General features: G+C 68.0%; 13 protein-coding genes. 8 read left to right on the forward strand and 5 right to left on the reverse strand.

The genetic code is table 11. The features are described from left to right. Positions 1 to 65: 65 nt before the first annotated feature. On the reverse strand, positions 66 to 677 hold the full coding sequence (locus ACIQAC_RS09280) for a single-stranded DNA-binding protein (RefSeq protein WP_402188555.1): 612 nt from the start codon (positions 675 to 677) through the stop codon (positions 66 to 68). Between the two features lie 79 nt (positions 678 to 756). Further along, positions 757 to 1,047, reverse strand: a complete 291-nt coding sequence (gene rpsF / locus ACIQAC_RS09285) for a 30S ribosomal protein S6 (protein ID WP_073787253.1) — start codon at positions 1,045 to 1,047, stop codon at positions 757 to 759. A 289-nt stretch (positions 1,048 to 1,336) separates the two neighbouring features. Between rpsF and ACIQAC_RS09290 the strand changes: the two genes are divergently transcribed. The 3 genes from ACIQAC_RS09290 (at position 1,337) to ACIQAC_RS09300 (ending at position 4,053) form a co-directional block, all read left to right on the forward strand. Continuing rightward, on the forward strand, positions 1,337 to 1,648 hold the full coding sequence (locus ACIQAC_RS09290; RefSeq protein ID WP_402188557.1) for a hypothetical protein: 312 nt from the start codon (positions 1,337 to 1,339) through the stop codon (positions 1,646 to 1,648). Positions 1,649 to 1,825: 177 nt separating this feature from the next. Next, the gene (gene femX / locus ACIQAC_RS09295) at positions 1,826 to 2,947 is read left to right on the forward strand and encodes a peptidoglycan bridge formation glycyltransferase FemX (RefSeq protein ID WP_402188559.1); all 1,122 of its coding nucleotides are present in this window, start codon (positions 1,826 to 1,828) and stop codon (positions 2,945 to 2,947) included. Positions 2,948 to 3,021: 74 nt separating this feature from the next. Continuing rightward, positions 3,022 to 4,053, forward strand: a complete 1,032-nt coding sequence (locus ACIQAC_RS09300) for an alanine racemase (protein ID WP_402188560.1) — start codon at positions 3,022 to 3,024, stop codon at positions 4,051 to 4,053. A gap of 95 nt (positions 4,054 to 4,148) precedes the next feature. On the opposite strand, the gene ACIQAC_RS09305 is transcribed toward ACIQAC_RS09300, so the two are convergent. Both ACIQAC_RS09305 and ACIQAC_RS09310 read right to left on the reverse strand, forming a co-directional pair. Continuing rightward, a complete protein-coding gene (locus ACIQAC_RS09305) occupies positions 4,149 to 5,645 on the reverse strand; it encodes a glycosyltransferase family 87 protein (RefSeq protein WP_402188562.1) in 1,497 nt (498 codons plus the stop codon). A 128-nt stretch (positions 5,646 to 5,773) separates the two neighbouring features. After that, a complete protein-coding gene (locus ACIQAC_RS09310) occupies positions 5,774 to 8,482 on the reverse strand; it encodes a transglycosylase domain-containing protein (RefSeq protein WP_402188564.1) in 2,709 nt (902 codons plus the stop codon). A 385-nt stretch (positions 8,483 to 8,867) separates the two neighbouring features. Between ACIQAC_RS09310 and ACIQAC_RS09315 the strand changes: the two genes are divergently transcribed. From ACIQAC_RS09315 to ACIQAC_RS09330, 4 genes are all read left to right on the forward strand, one after another. Beyond that, entirely contained in the window at positions 8,868 to 9,551 is a 684-nt protein-coding gene (locus ACIQAC_RS09315; protein ID WP_402188566.1) for a PadR family transcriptional regulator, read from the forward strand. Positions 9,552 to 9,596: 45 nt separating this feature from the next. Beyond that, positions 9,597 to 10,679, forward strand: coding sequence for an inositol-3-phosphate synthase (locus tag ACIQAC_RS09320; RefSeq protein WP_402188568.1), 1,083 nt, complete (start codon positions 9,597 to 9,599; stop codon positions 10,677 to 10,679). A 101-nt stretch (positions 10,680 to 10,780) separates the two neighbouring features. Beyond that, complete coding sequence (locus tag ACIQAC_RS09325; protein WP_402188569.1) at positions 10,781 to 12,043, forward strand: MFS transporter; 1,263 nt, start codon at positions 10,781 to 10,783, stop codon at positions 12,041 to 12,043. Between the two features lie 128 nt (positions 12,044 to 12,171). Beyond that, a complete protein-coding gene (locus ACIQAC_RS09330; RefSeq protein WP_402188571.1) occupies positions 12,172 to 12,663 on the forward strand; it encodes a hypothetical protein in 492 nt (163 codons plus the stop codon). Positions 12,664 to 12,811: 148 nt separating this feature from the next. Here the strand turns inward: ACIQAC_RS09330 and ACIQAC_RS09335 are convergent, their stop codons facing one another. Beyond that, on the reverse strand, positions 12,812 to 14,260 hold the full coding sequence (locus tag ACIQAC_RS09335) for a CCA tRNA nucleotidyltransferase (RefSeq protein ID WP_402188573.1): 1,449 nt from the start codon (positions 14,258 to 14,260) through the stop codon (positions 12,812 to 12,814). A 279-nt stretch (positions 14,261 to 14,539) separates the two neighbouring features. On the opposite strand from ACIQAC_RS09335, the gene ACIQAC_RS09340 reads away from it, so the two are divergent. After that, positions 14,540 to 16,939 (forward strand): DUF6049 family protein, encoded by a 2,400-nt coding sequence (locus ACIQAC_RS09340; RefSeq protein WP_402188575.1) that lies wholly within the window; start codon positions 14,540 to 14,542, stop codon positions 16,937 to 16,939. Positions 16,940 to 16,942 lie beyond the last annotated feature (3 nt).

Here is a 16,942-nt window from a genome sequence, read left to right on the forward strand (position 1 = left end):
CTCCTGTGTGATCAAGAAGTGTGGGGTGTGCCCCGCCTTCGACCACGGGCACAAGGCCCGAGGTGTTAGAAGGGGGGCTCGTCCGAGTAGCCGCCACCGCCGCCGCTGCTGCTGCTGCCGCCGGAGCTTCCGCCCCAGCCGCCGCCACCGCCCTGGTTGCCACCGGCGGGAGCGCCGGTCGCCCAGGGGTCGTCGGCCGGAGCGCCGCCGCCCTGCTGCTGGCCGCCGCCGGAGCCACCGCCCCAGCCGCCGCCACCCTGCTGGCCGCCGCCGCCACCGCCGCCGAAGCCGCCACCCTGGCCGCCGCTACGACCGGCGGTCTTGGTGACTTTGGCCGTGGCATTGCGCAGGCTGGGGCCGACTTCCTCGACGTCCAGCTCGTAGACCGTGCGCTTGACACCCTCACGGTCCTCGTAGGACCGCTGCTTCAGCCGGCCCTGCACGACAACGCGCATGCCTCGCTGGAGCGACTCGGCGACGTTCTCCGCCGCCTGGCGCCAGACCGAGCAGGTCAGGAAGAGGCTTTCGCCGTCCTTCCACTCATTGGTCTGACGGTCGAAGGTGCGGGGGGTGGACGCGACACGGAACTTCGCGACCGCCGCACCGGACGGGGTGAAGCGCAGCTCGGGGTCGTCGACAAGATTGCCGACGACCGTGATGACGGTCTCGCCTGCCATGGGGGAACCTCTCGGCGGGTTTGCTGCTGGCTGCTTTTGGTGCTGCTACTCGAATCCCGGGATCAGCTGAGCCGGAGGCTCAGTGGGTCTCGGGGCGGAGGACCTTGGTCCGGAGGACCGACTCGTTCAGGTTCATCTGGCGGTCGAGCTCCTTGACGATCGCGGGCTCAGCCTGCAGATCGATGACCGAGTAGATGCCCTCGGGCTTCTTCTTGATCTCGTACGAGAGACGACGACGGCCCCAGGTGTCGACCTTCTCGACCTTTCCGTTGCCCTCACGGACGACGGAGAGGAAGTTCTCGATCAGGGGGGAGACAGCGCGCTCCTCCAGATCGGGGTCGAGGATGACCATCACCTCGTAGTGACGCATGTGGAACCCACCTCCTTTGGACTCAACGGCCACGGTCGTTCCGTGGCAGGAGGGTTGTGATGCGTTCGCAACGGTATCGGTCGCCACTGACAATCGAGGGTCGATGACGATGTTCCCGCCCCGGGCCGGGCAGTACGCCCTGGCTCCGGGCTGGGCAGACACCGGTGCAGAGGGTACACAGTACCCGCACACCCGCTTCCGGTTGAAATCCGGCCGGGAGGGCCGACAATCTGTACACATCGGGTGTGTACGGCGCTATGAGGCGCCGCCCTTTCGCAGGAGGTGCCCCATGGCACAGGCATTGCGACCCAACACCGCCGGTTCTCTCTTCGCCACGGACGGCAAGACCCATCCGCTCCAGGACGCCCTGCTCGCGGTGACCCTGGTCCTCGGGGTGGTCTCCTTCGTGACGGCTATGTTCCACAACCTCCATCTGCTCAGCTCCTGGACCGGCCTGATCGGGATCGCCACCGGCGCCTACGGCCAGTGGATCTCCGAGACCACTCGTGAGCGCTTCGGACTGATCCTGGGTCTTGGTGCCTCGGGCGTCGGCTTCTTCCTCGGCATGGCGCACGGTGGTCTGTTCGGCGGAGTCTTCTGACCCTGCCGAGGCGGCCTCCAGCACCCCACAGCACGCTTCCGAACGCCCCGGCGGTCCTCGGGCCGGGGCGAAGGTTCCGTACGCCCAGTCGGGCGGCTCGCGAGGCGCAGTAGGCTTCGGCGCGAGAGCCGGAGCCCCTGTACCCATGGGGACACACCAGCCCGAGGAGCGCCCCGAATGAGCCTGACCCTGAGGACCATCAGCCGCGAGCAGCATCTGGCCTACATCCAGAACCTGCCGGCGGCTAGCCACATGCAGGTCCCGGCCTGGGCAGACGTAAAGGCGGAGTGGCGCTCGGAGAACCTCGGGTGGTTCGACGACCGGACCGGTGAGCTGGTCGGCGCGGGCCTGGTCCTCTACCGGCAGCTGCCCAAGATCAAGCGCTATCTCGCCTATCTGCCCGAGGGCCCGGTCATCAACTGGTTCACCCCGAACCTCGACGACTGGATCCAGCCGATGCTGGCCCATCTCAAGCAGCAGGGCGCCTTCTCCGTGAAGATGGGCCCGCCCGTGATCATCCGGCGCTGGGAGGCCACCTCCATCAAGGCCGGCATCCAGAACCCCGACGTGAAGCGGCTGCGCGACATCGAGGCCGACTTCATCGAACCCCGGGCCTTCGAGGTCGCCGACAAGCTGCGCCGGATGGGCTGGCAGCAGGGCGAGGACGGCGGGGCCGGCTTCGGCGACGTACAGCCCCGCTACGTGTACCAGGTGCCGCTGGCGAACCGGTCGCTGGAAGAGGTGCACAAGAACTTCAACCAGCTGTGGCGCCGCAACATCAAGAAGGCCGAGAAGGCGGGCGTCGAGGTCGTCCAGGGCAGCTACCAGGACCTCGAGGAGTGGCAGCGGCTGTACGAGATCACGGCGGTGCGCGACCACTTCCGGCCGCGTCCGCTGTCGTACTTCCAGCGCATGTGGACGGCCCTCAACTCCGAGGACCCCAACCGGATGCGGCTGTACTTCGCACGGCACAACGGTGTGAACCTGTCGGCCGCGACGATGCTGATCGTCGGCGGGCACGTCTGGTACTCCTACGGCGCCTCCGACAACATCGGCCGGGAGGTCCGGCCCTCGAACGCGATGCAGTGGCGGATGCTGCGCGACGCCTACGCGCTCGGCGCCACCGTCTACGACCTGCGTGGCATCTCCGACTCGCTGGACGAGTCCGACCACCTCTTCGGCCTGATCCAGTTCAAGGTGGGCACGGGCGGACAGGCCGCCGAGTACCTCGGCGAGTGGGACTTCCCGCTCAACAAGCTGCTCCACAAGGCGCTGGACATCTACATGTCGCGACGCTGAGCTCCGGGCATTTGCTTCGATAGCTTCCATACCTCTGATACACCGCAGCCACGAGAAAGGTTCCAGGTCCGGCCATGGCGCTCACGCTTTACGTCGACACCGCGCGCTGGCGTGCGCACCACAAGCACGTGCAGGAGCAGTTCCCGGGACTCGTCCCGGTCTGCAAGGGCAACGGCTACGGGTTCGGGCACGAACGGCTCGCGGAGGAGGCCACGCGGCTGGGCTCGGACATCCTCGCCGTCGGCACGACGTACGAGGCCGCGCGCATCAAGGACTTCTTCGGCGGCGACCTGCTGGTGCTGACGCCGTACCGGCGCGGTGAGGAGCCCGTGCCGCTGCCGGACCGGGTGATCCGCTCGGTGTCGTCGATCGACGGCGTGTACGGCCTTGTGGGCGCACGTGTGGTCATCGAGGTGATGTCCTCGATGAAGCGGCACGGCATCAGCGAGCAGGATCTGGCGCAGTTGCACGCCGCCATAGAGAACGTCCGCCTGGAGGGCTTCGCCATCCACCTGCCGCTGGACCGTACGGACGGCTCCGACGCCGTCGAGGAGGTCATCGGCTGGATGGACCACCTGCGCGCGGCCCGGCTCCCGCTGCACACCATGTTCGTCAGCCATCTCAAGGCCGATGAACTCGCCCGGTTGCAGCAGCAGTTCCCGCAGACCCGCTTCCGGGCCCGGATCGGCACCCGGCTCTGGCTCGGCGACCACGACGCCACCGAGTACCGCGGCGCCGTCCTGGACGTCACCCGCGTCTCCAAGGGCGACCGCTTCGGCTACCGGCAGCAGAAGACGGCCTCCGACGGCTTCCTGGTGGTCGTGGCGGGCGGAACGTCGCACGGGGTGGGTCTGGAGGCCCCCAAGGCGCTGCACGGCGTTATGCCGCGCGCCAAGGGCGTCGCCCGCGCCGGCCTCGCCACGGTCAACCGGAATCTCGCCCCGTTCGTCTGGGGCGGCAAGCAGCGCTGGTTCGCGGAGCCGCCGCACATGCAGGTGTCGATCCTGTTCGTGCCGTCGGACGCCCCGGAACCGAAGGTCGGCGACGAGCTGGTGGCCCATCTGAGGCACACCACCACGCAGTTCGACCGCATCGTCGACGTCTGAGCCACCCGGGACGACCGAGTACCCGAGACGCCCGAAGGGCCGTATGCGGAATCCCGCGTACGGCCCTTCGGGCTAACCGCTCACCTCTTGTTCGCTCAGGGCGAACGCGTTCCCGTTTCCGTTCCCCACTCCACCTGTGGCCCGTCCAGATGGGACGCGTGGCGTGGGGGATGGGCGGCCGGACCGAGCACAAAGACGTCCTCGGCCCTGTCGAGCACACCGCCCGACGGATCGTCGTCGCCGGCCAGGCGGACCACGTCGCGCTCCGGCATGAGGATGTCGCGGACGATCATCACGCACAGGTACAGCGTCCCGAGCAGGTGCACTCCGATCGCCCAGTGGTAGCCGTCAGTCGGCAGTCCCTTGTGGGCATCCCCGCTGGTCGTGTACGCGAGGTACAGCCAGATCCCGAGGAAGTACACCACCTCGCACGCCTGCCAGATGAGGAAGTCCCGCCACTTGGGTCGGGCCAGCACGGCGAGGGGGATCAGCCACAGGACGTACTGCGGCGAGTAGACCTTGTTGGTGAGGATGAACGCCGCGACGATCAGGAACGCCAGCTGCGCGAAGCGAGGGCGCCGCGGAGCGGTCAGCGTGAGCGCCGCGATGCCGGCGCAGCACAGCAGCATCAGCAGTGTGGCCAGGGTGTTGACCGTCTCGGTGCTCAGCGGGTCGCTGGAGTTCTGCGCCAGGATCAGCCAGAAGGATCCGAAGTCGACGCCGCGCTCCTGGCTGAACGTGTAGAACTTCGACCAGCCGTCGAAGGCGAAGAGCATCACCGGCAGGTTCACGACGATCCAGGCGACGGCCGCGCCCGCCAGTGCCTTGCCGAAGTCCCGCCACTTCCCGGCCCGCCAGCACAGTACGAGCAGCGGTCCGAGCAGGAGGAAGGGATAGAGCTTGGCGGCCGTGGCGAGCCCCAGCAGGACGCCGAAAGCCAGTGAGCGGCCGCGGGACCACATCAGCATCGCCGCGGCCGTCAGAGCGACCGCCAGCAGGTCCCAGTTGATGGTGGCGGTCAGGGCCAGCGCCGGCGCCAGGGCGACCAGCAGACCGTCCCAGGGGCGCCGCGCGTGGGTCCGGCTGACGCATACGGCGATGATCGCCGCACACACCATCAGCAGGCCCGCGTTGACCATCCAGTACCACTGCTCCTGGTGCTGGATGCTGCCGCTGCCCGTTGTGAGCCAGGAGGCGGCCTCCATGAACACACCGGTCAGCACCGGGTACTCGAGGTACTCCATGTCACCGGGCAGCCGGTCGAAGTACGGCACGAGCCCGTCCGCGAAGCCACGCCCCTGGTACAGGTGCGGGATGTCGGAGTAGCAGGCGTGTGTGTACTGCGAACTGGCGCCGAAGAACCAGGCTCCGTCGTAGCAGGGCGCCTTCTGGACCAGGCCAAGGGCGAACATGCCGATCGCCACGAGCGCGACGACCCGTACGGGGGTCCACCAGGACGTCCCGAGCAGGGCACGCCGCCCGATGGGGCCACCGATCAGCTCGCTGCCACTCGCGGCGACCTGGTCCGTCCTGGTGGGCGGCACGATGTCCGGCTCGCGCGCGCTCGCTTGCGTCGATTCTGCACTGGGCATGGGGCACATCCTGCCGTACGCGTCTGAGGGAAAGCCGAGGGCCGCCGCATCGGGTGATGCGGCGGCCCTCGTTTCACGTGAAACGGCGAGGTGTTTCACGTGAAACATCCGTGATGGGCGAAAAGACGCTAACCAGTCCCGCCTCCGAAGAGGGTTCCGTTGCCGTTCTGGTTGCCGTTGTCTCCGGTCGCGCCTTCTGTCTCCGTCCCCGTTGGTGGCGTGGTCACGCCGCCGTCGGTGCCGCCATTGTCGGTGCCGCCGTTGTCTGTACCACCGTCGTCCTCACAGCCGAAGAAGTCCTCACACGTCTCGCTCTCCGTAGGAGTCGGCGTGGTCAGCGTCGGGGTGGGAGTGGGCGTCGGAGTCGGGCTCTCCTCCTCGGTCTCCGTGGCCGAGGGAGTCGGCGTGGGCGACGGAGTGTCGTTCACGATCACACCGATGGGCTCGGGCTCGGGGAACTTCACGGCCTTCTGGCCCTTCAGCGCCTCCGACATGTAGTCGTGCCAGATCTCCGACGGGAACGACGCACCGTGGATCGAGTCCTGACCACCGGTTCCGTACATCTTGAGGAACGTACGGTTCTTCAGGGTCTCGTCGTCCGGGTACCGGAACATGTTGATCGCGGTGGACAGCTGCGGCGTGTACCCGACGAACCAGGCCGACTTGTTGTCGTCGGTCGTACCGGTCTTGCCGGCCACCTCACGGCCCGGCAGCTGGGCATTGCTACCCGTACCGTCGTCGACCACGGTCTTGAGGACGTCGGTGACGTTGTCGGCGACCTTCGACTCAAACGCCTGCTTGGTCGCCTTCACGTGCTTGAAGACCTCGCCGTCCTTGCTGGACACCCTGGTGACCGAGAACGGGTCGTTCTGCTTGCCACTGGCCGCGAAGGTGGCGTACGAGCCCGCCATGCGGATCGCGCTGGGGTCAGAGATACCGAGGGAGAACGAGGGGAAGTCGATGCCGGCCAGGCTGCTCTCCAGCACACCCGCGTCGAGAGCCGCTTCCTTGACCTTGTCCAGACCGACGTCCATACCGAGCTGCACATAGGCGGAGTTCACGGAGTACTGCATGGCCGTACGAAGGTCGATGTCGTAGTCCGGCGCATCGCCGTACGTCTCGTCGCCGTCGTTGACCTGTAGCCACTCCTCGCCTTCTTCGTTGTGCCAGATCGAGCCGTCGTATTCCTTGATCTTGAGTTTGTTCTTGCCGCTGTAGAAGCTCTTCGGGGAGACCTGCGTGCGCTCGTCCTGCGCCTGGACCGTCCCGAGCTCAGGGTCTCTGACGCCCCACTTCATCGCCGCCGCCAGCACAAACGGCTTGAAGGTCGATCCGACCTGGGCGCCGGTCTCGTTGGCGTTGTTGGTGAAGTGCTTGGTCGCGTCCTCACCGCCGTAGATCGCCACGATGGCGCCGGACGCCGGATCCACCGAAGCGCCGCCGAACTGGACATGCGTATCGGTGTCGGGCCGCTTCTTGGTGTCGATGTTGGCCATCTTGACCTTCTCGACCGACTTCTCCAGCTCCTCGGTCTTCTTCTTGTCGAAGGTCGTGTAGATGGAGAGGCCGCCCTCGCGGAGCTTCTGCTCGGAGATGCCGGTCTTCTCCGCGTTGTTGACCAGGTAGCCGTTGGCGAGGTCGACGAGATAGCCGACCTGACCACTCAGCGCGGTGTTGAAGCGCGGGTTCTGGACCTTGGGCAGCGCCCGGAACTTGTCGCGCTCGGATGCGCTGAGATGGCCGTACTCGACCATCTTGTCCAGCGTGTTCTGCTGCTGGGTCAGCGCCCGCTTCTTGTTCGCGTCCTCGGTCGCGGCGGGGTCGATGGAGGGAGCGCCTGCCGGGTCGTAGTACGTGGCGCCCTTGAGCGTCGCCGCCAGGAACGCGCACTCGCCCGCGTCCAGGTCTATGGCGTCCTTGTTGAAGTAGGCGCGCGCGGCCGCCTGGATTCCGTAGGCGTTGCGACCGTAGTACGCGGAGTTGAGGTAGCCCTCCATCACGTCGTCCTTGGACTCCGAGGCCCCCACCTTGATGGAGACGAAGAGCTCCTTGAACTTCCGGGTGATGGTCTGCGACTGGTCGTCCAGCATCGCGTTCTTCACGTACTGCTGGGTAATGGTGGAGCCACCCTGCGTCTGGCCGCCGCTGGCCATGTTCACCACGGCGCGGGCGATGCCCTTGGGGTCGATGCCGCTGTCCGTGCGGAACGTCTTGTTCTCCTGCGAGATCACCGCGTTCTGCATGTTCTTGGGGATCTGCGAGAGGTTGATGATCTGCCGGTTCGTCTCGCCGCCGGTCGACACCATCTCGTCGCCGTTGCTCCAGTAGTAGACGTTGTTCTGCGCTGTGGCCGTCAGAGCGACGTTTGGCACCTCGACCAGCGCGTAGCCGACGCCGGCGACCGCCACCAGGCTGCCGACGAAGCCGACACACAGACCGGACACGAGCTTCCACGACGGCACCCAGCGGCGCCAGCCGTCACGTCCCACGCGCGGGTAGTCGATGATCCGCTTCTTGCCGGGCACGGCTGCGCGGCCTCTGCCCCGGCCGGGACCGGTCGTCCCGCCGGGCGCCGCCCGACGGTCGGCTCGGCCCGGCTCTGCCGCCCTGCGGCGGCTCCCTGTACTTCTCTGTGCCGCGCGGCGGGCCTCGGCGCGGCCACTGTAGGACCGCTCCTCGTCTTCCGACCCGTAATCCGACCCATAGGAGTCGGAGGGAGACCCGGTGGCGCCTCGCGGTGCCGCACGGCGGCCGGACGACGAGCCGGACGGGCCGCGTCGGGCCGCGGCACGTCCGCTTCCCTGCGGCTGCGGCGGTTTGCGACGGTGCTCGCTCATCGAACGATTACTCCTCGGGCAGGCGCATCCGTGCGCGCCTGGAAACGGCAGCTGGTTTCCGGTCCCCCCCAAGTACGGATGTGGTCCGTTCCGCATTCATCCGTACTGCACCGAGGATCATGACGTCCCCAGGCGTCACATGGTTCCCGGTGGTGTGCATGGCGCACAGACTACGCACCGTCAAAACCTGCCTAGCACCGAAGTTCACCCCAAATCAGGCAACTTGCTTCCTAAGAATCAGTGATGTGACGCCGTTCACCGTCCCCCCACTTGTCCCACCCGGAAGGCCGTTCTATCGTCTGGATGTATCGAGTCGATACATCAGCTCGGCATAAAGACCGTCACGGTGCCCGTTCAGACCGGGCCGCGGCAGAGAGGAGGCGACATGAGCCGGCGTTCCGGGATCCTTGAGTTCGCCGTACTCGGCCTGCTCCGCGAATCCCCGATGCACGGCTATGAGCTGCGCAAACGACTCAACACGTCACTGGGTGTCTTCCGGGCATTCAGCTACGGGACCCTGTACCCCTGCCTCAAGACGCTGGTCGCCAACGGCTGGTTGATCGAGGAGCCGGGGAGCAGCCCCGAGGAGGCCCTCGCCGCGCCCCTGGCCGGCCGCCGGGCAAAGATCGTCTATCGGTTGACGGCGGAAGGTAAGGAGCACTTCGAGGAGCTCCTCTCGCAGACCGGTCCCGACGCGTACGAGGACGAGCACTTCGCGGCCCGGTTCGCCTTCTTCGGGCAGACCTCACGCGATGTCCGTATGCGCGTGCTGGAGGGCCGTCGCAGCCGGCTGGAGGAGCGGCTGGAGAAGATGCGCGCCTCTCTGGTGCGCACACGGGAGCGCCTCGACGACTACACGCTTGAGCTCCAGCGCCACGGAATGGAGTCCGTGGAGCGCGAAGTGCGCTGGCTGAACGAGCTCATCGAGAGCGAGCGGGCCGGACGGGACCTCCGTGGTCCCGGCTCCGGGGGGCCCGCTCAGCAGGACACCACATCTGGAGAGTCGGGCGGCCTGCCCCGGTCCGGGGACATCTCCCGGCCGGATTCGCCCGACGACACCGCCACGTGAGGCACCCGTCAGGGGCCTCACTCGTACACACAGGGAGCAGCCGGAATGGGTTCGGTTCGCGTAGCCGTCGTAGGCGTGGGCAACTGCGCCGCGTCGCTGGTGCAGGGCGTCGAGTACTACAAGGACGCCGACCCGGCGTCCAAGGTGCCGGGCCTGATGCACGTGCAGTTCGGCGAGTACCACGTCCGTGACGTGGAGTTCGTCGCCGCGTTCGATGTCGACGCGAAGAAGGTCGGCCTCGACCTCTCGGACGCCATCGGCGCCTCCGAGAACAACACCATCAAGATCTGCGACGTGCCCTCCACGGGCGTGACCGTCCAGCGCGGCCACACCCTCGACGGTCTCGGCAAGTACTACCGCGAGACCATCGAGGAGTCCGCCGAGGCCCCGGTCGACGTCGTCCAGATCCTCAGGGACAAGCAGGTCGACGTGCTCGTCTGCTACCTGCCGGTGGGTTCCGAGGACGCGGCGAAGTTCTACGCCCAGTGCGCCATCGACGCCAAGGTCGCCTTCGTCAACGCCCTCCCGGTCTTCATCGCCGGCACCAAGGAGTGGGCGGACAAGTTCACCGAGGCGGGCGTCCCGATCGTCGGTGACGACATCAAGTCCCAGGTCGGCGCCACCATCACGCACCGCGTCATGGCGAAGCTGTTCGAGGACCGCGGCGTTGTCCTGGACCGCACGATGCAGCTGAACGTCGGCGGCAACATGGACTTCAAGAACATGCTCGAGCGTGAGCGCCTGGAGTCCAAGAAGATCTCCAAGACGCAGGCCGTCACCTCGCAGATCCGCGACCGCGAGCTGGGCGCCGACAACGTCCACATCGGCCCGTCCGACTACGTGGCCTGGCTCGACGACCGCAAGTGGGCCTACGTCCGCCTGGAGGGCCGTGCGTTCGGTGACGTCCCGCTGAACCTGGAGTACAAGCTCGAGGTCTGGGACTCCCCGAACTCCGCCGGCGTCATCATCGACGCCGTGCGCGCAGCGAAGATCGCCAAGGACCGCGGAATCGGCGGCCCGATCCTCTCCGCGTCGAGCTACTTCATGAAGAGCCCGCCCGTGCAGTACTTCGACGACGAGGCCCGCGAGAACGTCGAGAAGTTCATCAACGGCGACGTCGAGCGCTAGAAGGACGGGGCTTCGCCTCCGAAGCTCCCCCTCCTGATGGGCCGTTGAGGGTCCCCGGTGCATTCCGCCCGGGGACCCTCCCCGTATGTGAGGCTGTGCCCATGGCCGTCGTACGTGATCTGCGCGTTCTCCTGCGCTTCGGGGACTTCCGGCGGCTGCTCGCCGTACGACTGCTCTCCCAGGGGGCCGACGGTGTCTTCCAGGTCGGGCTCGCGACCTATGTCGTCTTCTCCCCCGAGCGCCAGACCTCGCCCACCGCGATCGCCTCCGCCATGGCGGTACTGCTCCTCCCGTACTCCCTGGTCGGCCCCTTCGCCGGTGTCCTCCTGGACCGCTGGCGCCGCCGCCAGGTCTTCGTCCACGGCAATCTGCTGCGCGCCGCGCTGGCCACCGCCACGGCCGTCCTGATGATCAGCCACGTACCGGACTGGCTCTTCTACGTCTCGGCGCTGTGCGTCACCGCCGTCAACCGCTTCATCCTCGCCGGACTCTCCGCCGCCCTCCCGCGCGTGGTCGACTCCGAGCGCCTGGTGATGGCCAACTCCCTTTCCCCGACGGCCGGAACGCTCGCCGCGACGGCCGGCGGCGGCGTCGCCTTCGCCGTCCGGCTGCTCGTCGCCGACTCCGACGCCGCCGTGGTGCTTGTCGGGGCCGCCCTGTATCTGTGCGGGGCGCTCGCGTCGCTGCGCATCTCGCGGGAACTGCTGGGCCCCGACCGCGCGTTGGTCCGGCCGCAGCTGCGCACCGCACTCGCCGGCACCACCCGCGACCTCGCGGCGGGCGTACGCCATCTGGCGGCGCCGCCCCGCCGGGAGGCCGCCTGGGCGCTCGGCGCGATGACACTCATGCGCTTCTGCTACGGCGCCCTGACGGTCACCGTCCTGATGCTCTGCCGCTACGCCCTGACGTCCGACCCCGACGACGGACTCGCCCTGCTGGGGCTCGCGTTGGGGATCTCCGGGGCAGGTTTCTTCGTGGCGGCACTCGTGACTCCCTGGGCCGCGGGACGGCTGGGACCCGGTCGCTGGATCGTCGTCTGCTCCGGGGCGGCGGCCGTGCTGGAGCCCACCCTCGGACTGCCGTTCGCGACCGTGCCGCTGCTGGTCGCGGCGTTCGTTCTGGGGCTGACGACCCAGGGCGCGAAGATCGCCACGGACACCATCGTGCAGTCCTCGGTCGACGACGGTTTCCGCGGCAGGATTTTCGCTGTCTACGACGTCCTCTTCAACGTCGCGTTCGTCGGAGCGGCCGGAGTGGCGGCCCTGATGCTGCCTCCCGACGGGCGCTCGGTGCCCCTCGTGCTCACGATCGCCGCCGTCTACGGGGCAGTTGCTGTGGCTATGGCCCGCTTTGAACGTCGATAAGTGTCACATCAGGGATACAGAGCGACTTCTGGGTGTGACGTTTCCTGTGAGGACGGATAACTTACGTGGGTCTTACGCGTGATCATTTCACGCCACACACCCATTTCTTTTTTCCAGGGGGATCCCAAGTGACCACTCCGCCGCCCCAGGGCAACCCGTTCGCCCAGAGCCAGCCTCAGGGGCAGAACCCCTTCGCGCAGGGCCAGACGCCTCCGGAGGGCGGTTTCCCGCAGCAGCCCGGCTTCCCCCAGCAGGGCAACCCGTACGGCGCGGTGCCGCCGGAGCAGCCGCGCCGGAAGATCGGTTTCAAGACGATCAAGAACATCGTCATCGCGGTCATCGTCGTCAGCGTTGCCGTCGGCGCCTTCATAGCCAGCCGCGACGACGCCGACCAGGCCGCCGTGGGCGACTGCCTGAAGTCCTCGTCGTCGTCCTCGGACGAGATGGAGGTCGTGGAGTGCTCCTCGTCCGAGGCCGAGGTCGAGGTCCTCAAGAAGGTCGACGGCAACTTCTCGTCGATCACCGCCGAGACCGAGTGCCGCAAGGTCGAGGAAGCCACCAGCTTCTACGCGCAGACCGGCGACGGCGCCGAGTTCCTGCTGTGCCTCAAGGACGCCTAACCCTCACCGCAGGGTCGCAGCCTCACGTACGAGGACGATGTTTCACGTGAAACATCGTCGACATAGCGACGGCGGCGCATGTTTCACGTGAAACATGCGCCGCCGTCGTCTGTTCGACCGGCCCGTCGCCGTCCCCGGGCCTCTGGGCTCAGTCCTGCGGCTGCTCCGCCCACCACTCCTTGAGCGCTGCCACCGCCGCCTCGGGCTCCATCGGTCCGTTCTCCAGCCGCAGTTCCAGCATGTGCTGGTACGCCTGTCCGACCGCCGGTCCCGGCCTGATCCCGAGGATCTGCATGATCTCGTTGCCGTCGAGATCGGGGCGGATCGAGTCCAGCTCCTCCTGCTCCTTGAGCTGCTCGATGCGCTCCTCCAGACCGTCGTAGGCTCGGGAGAGCGCGACGGCCTTGCGCTTGTTGCGTGTGGTGCAGTCCGAGCGGGTCAGCTTGTGCAGGCGCTCCAGCAGCGGGCCGGCGTCACGGACATAGCGGCGGACCGCCGAGTCCGTCCACTCCCCGGTGCCATAGCCGTGGAAGCGCAGGTGGAGTTCGACGAGTCGCGAGACGTCCTTCACAAGCTCGTTGGAGTACTTCAGCGCCAGCATGCGCTTCTTGGTCATCTTCGCGCCGACGACCTCGTGATGGTGGAAGGAGACCCGGCCGTCGCTCTCGAAGCGGCGTGTGCGCGGCTTGCCGATGTCGTGCAGCAGCGCGGCAAGGCGCAGCGTCAGATCAGGGCCGTCCTGCTCCAGCGCGATCGCCTGCTCCAGGACGATCAGCGAGTGGTCGTAGACGTCCTTGTGGCGGTGGTGTTCATCGCTCTCCAGGCGCAGCGCGGGCAGCTCCGGCAGTACGTGGTCCGCGAGCCCCGTGTCGACGAGCAGCGTCAGTCCCTTGCGTGGGTTCGTGGACAGCAGCAGCTTGTTGAGTTCGTCCCGGATGCGCTCGGCGGAGACGATCTCAAGTCGTGCGCTCATCTCCTGCATCGCCGTGACGACCTCGGGGGCGACCTCGAAGTCGAGCTGCGCGGCGAAGCGGGCGGCCCGCATCATCCGCAGCGGGTCGTCCGAGAAGGACGCCTCCGGGGTGCCCGGGGTACGCAGCACACGCGCCGCGAGGTCGTCGAGGCCGCCGTGCGGATCGATGAACTTCTTCTCCGGGAGCGCCACCGCCATCGCGTTCACGGTGAAGTCGCGCCGGACCAGGTCCTCCTCGATGGAGTCCCCGTACGACACGTCGGGTTTGCGTGACGTCCGGTCGTAGGCCTCCGACCGGTACGTCGTGACCTCGATCTGGTAGCCGTCCTTCTGCGCCCCGACCGTGCCGAAAGCGATCCCGACCTCCCAGACGGAGTCGGCCCACGGCCTGACGATCTTCAGTACGTCCTCGGGACGGGCGTCGGTGGTGAAGTCCAGATCGTTGCCGAGCCGGCCGAGCAACGCGTCCCTGACCGAGCCGCCGACCAGGGCGAGGGCGAACCCGGCCTCCTGGAACCGGCGGGCTAGATCGTCGGCGACAGGTGCGACGCGCAGTTGCCCGTCGGGCTCGCGGTCTTCCACCTGGCTCACGGCACTGAGGTTGTCTTCGTTGGCGTTCGGCACAACAGAAAAGGGTACGTGGCCCGGACGGCACCGGGCTCCTCGATTAAACCGCGCACGGTCGCCGGCGACGGCCAGGGGGACAGCTGGGCCGATACTCGCCCAAGGCCCGCCCTTGTGACGTTCGCCGGGTGCTCCCCTTTATAGGGGCACATAGAGGACGGCACTGCGGCCTCCCCGATCTTGTGAGCCGGTCCGCGGCACTTCCCCTCAGCGCGCATCGTTACCATGCGTGGACGCACATCCGACGACCACTGACGACGACGAGGGACGGGCGAACGCGTGGCCGAGGCGGCAGACATCCAGGGGACGTGTCCCTCACCTGCCCGTCGGTGGCTGCGGCGCACAGGGGCCCTGCTCGCGGGCGCGCCGCTGCTGGCCGGGGTGCTCCAGCTGTCCGCCGCGCCGGCCGCCCATGCAGCCGGGCAGGACTCCGCGAAGGCGGGTTCCGGCACCCGCACGGTGAGTGTCGCGCTCGACTCGCTCAGCCCCAGTGCCCCCACGGACGGCGACACCGTCACGGTCACCGGCACGGTGACCAACACCGGCAAGCAGACCGTCACGGACGCCTACGTCGATCTGCGGGTGGGCCCCGAGCTCTCCACCCGCTCGGCCATCGACGACGCCGCCGCCCGCACCGGGTACGTCGTCGGCGCCGACGGCACCCAGGTCGGCGACGAGTACGCCCAGGAGTTCACCAAGCTCACTCCCGGCGTCTCACAGCCCTTCAGCATCTCCGTACCGGTCGACGAACTGGACCTCGGCGGCAGCGGCGTCTACCAGCTCGGGGTGGCACTGTCCGGCGAGACCGCCGCGCAGCCGTGGGACCAGGTGCTGGGCTTCCAGCGGACGTTCCTGCCGTGGCAGCCCGACGAGGCCGACCCGCGGTCCAGGACCACGTTCCTGTGGCCACTGATGTCCACCGTCCACATGACGGCGGAGACCGGCTCGAACGAGCAGCAGACACCGGTCTTCCTCAACGACGACCTGGCCGAGGAGATCTCCCCCGGCGGCCGGCTCGACCAGATGGTGTCGCTGGGCAAGGACCTCGACGTCACCTGGGTCATCGACCCCGACCTGCTGGCCTCGGTCGACGCCATGACGCGCAGCTACCAGGTGCGGGGCGACGGCGACACCACCACGCCCGGCACGCACCAGGCGCTCGCCAAGCAGTGGCTGGCCCAGTTGCAGAGGGCGGTGGCCGGCAAGGAGGTCGTCGCGCTGCCCTTCGCCGACCCGGACCTCGCCTCTCTCGCGCACAACGGCACGGACGTCACCGGCTCGCTCAGCCGCCTCAAGGAGGCCACCGACGTGGTCGCCAACACGGTGGAGCCGATCCTCCACGTGAAGCCGACGACCGAGTTCGCCTGGCCCGTGGACGGCGCGATCGACCCGGCGATCGTCAAGGTCGCCACCTCGGCCGGCGCCGACAAGATCATCACCCGCAGCGACAGCCTGGAAGAGGTCGGCGGGCTGCCGTACACGCCCTCGGCGGCCCGGCCGATCGGCGGCGGCACCACGGCCGTGGTGGCGGATTCGCGGCTCTCCACGGCGTTCCAGGGCGATCTGACGAAGGCCTCCACGAGCACACTCTCCGTGCAGAGGTTCCTGGCGCAGAGCCTGATGCTGAATCTCCAGACGGACCAGCAGCGCAGCTTCGTCGTCGCCCCGCAGCGTATGCCGACGGCCAGCCAGGCGCGCACCATGGCGGAGGCGGTGACGGCGCTACAGGGCGGCACGTGGTCGCAGGCGCAGCACCTCACCGACGCCGCGGAGGCCAAGCCGGACCCGGGCGCCACCACGCAGGTCCCCTCCGCCTCGCAGTACCCGTCGTCCCTGCGCAAGCAGGAGCTGCCGCGCGCGGCCTTCGAGGACATCGCGACCACGCAGGCCAAGCTCGACAACTTCAAGGTGATCCTCAGCGACCAGTCCCGGGTCGTGACGCCGTTCGGCCGGGCCATGAACCGCGAGATGTCCACCTCCTGGCGGGGCCGCCCCACCGAGGCCGCGAGCTTCCGCAACGGCGTCGAGAACTACCTGGACGACCTGGCGAGCGAGGTCACGCTGATCCAGAAGTCGGAGACCAAGCTCTCCGGCCGCAGCGCCACGATCCCCGTGACCGTGCAGAACAACCTGGTGCAGCCCGTCGACCATCTGGTCCTGCGGCTCACCTCCACCAATCCGACCCGCCTGGAGATCGGCGGCAAGGGCTACGCCGAGCAGCCCGTCAGCGTCTCCGGCGGCCACGCCCAGTCGGTGAAGTTCGACACGTCCGCCAACGCCAACGGCCGCGTGGCCGTGATCGCCCAGCTCTTCACCGAGGACGGCCAGGCCTACGGCGCACCGGTCACGTTCGACGTGCGGGTCACCGAGATCACCGCGACGGTCATGCTGGTCATCGGCGGCGGTGTGCTGCTGCTCGTCCTCGCCGGGTTCCGGATGTACACCCAGCGCAAGCGGGCGGCGAAGACCGCGGCCGGGGACAAGCCCGGTCAGGACGACACCGCGGCGCGGGAGAACCCCGGGACCCCCGAGGACCGTCCTCAGTCCCAGGAACCGCACGACGAGGCGTCCGGCACCCGGCCGGGGGCACCCGACCCGGAGCAGCCGAGTGACCCGACGTCGGACACCGCATCGGAAAGCGCCGACCCGTCCGGGACGGGTGAGAGAGTGGACCGTTGAGGA

Source organism: Streptomyces sp. NPDC088387 (genome assembly GCF_044753385.1).
Lineage (GTDB): Bacteria > Actinomycetota > Actinomycetes > Streptomycetales > Streptomycetaceae > Streptomyces.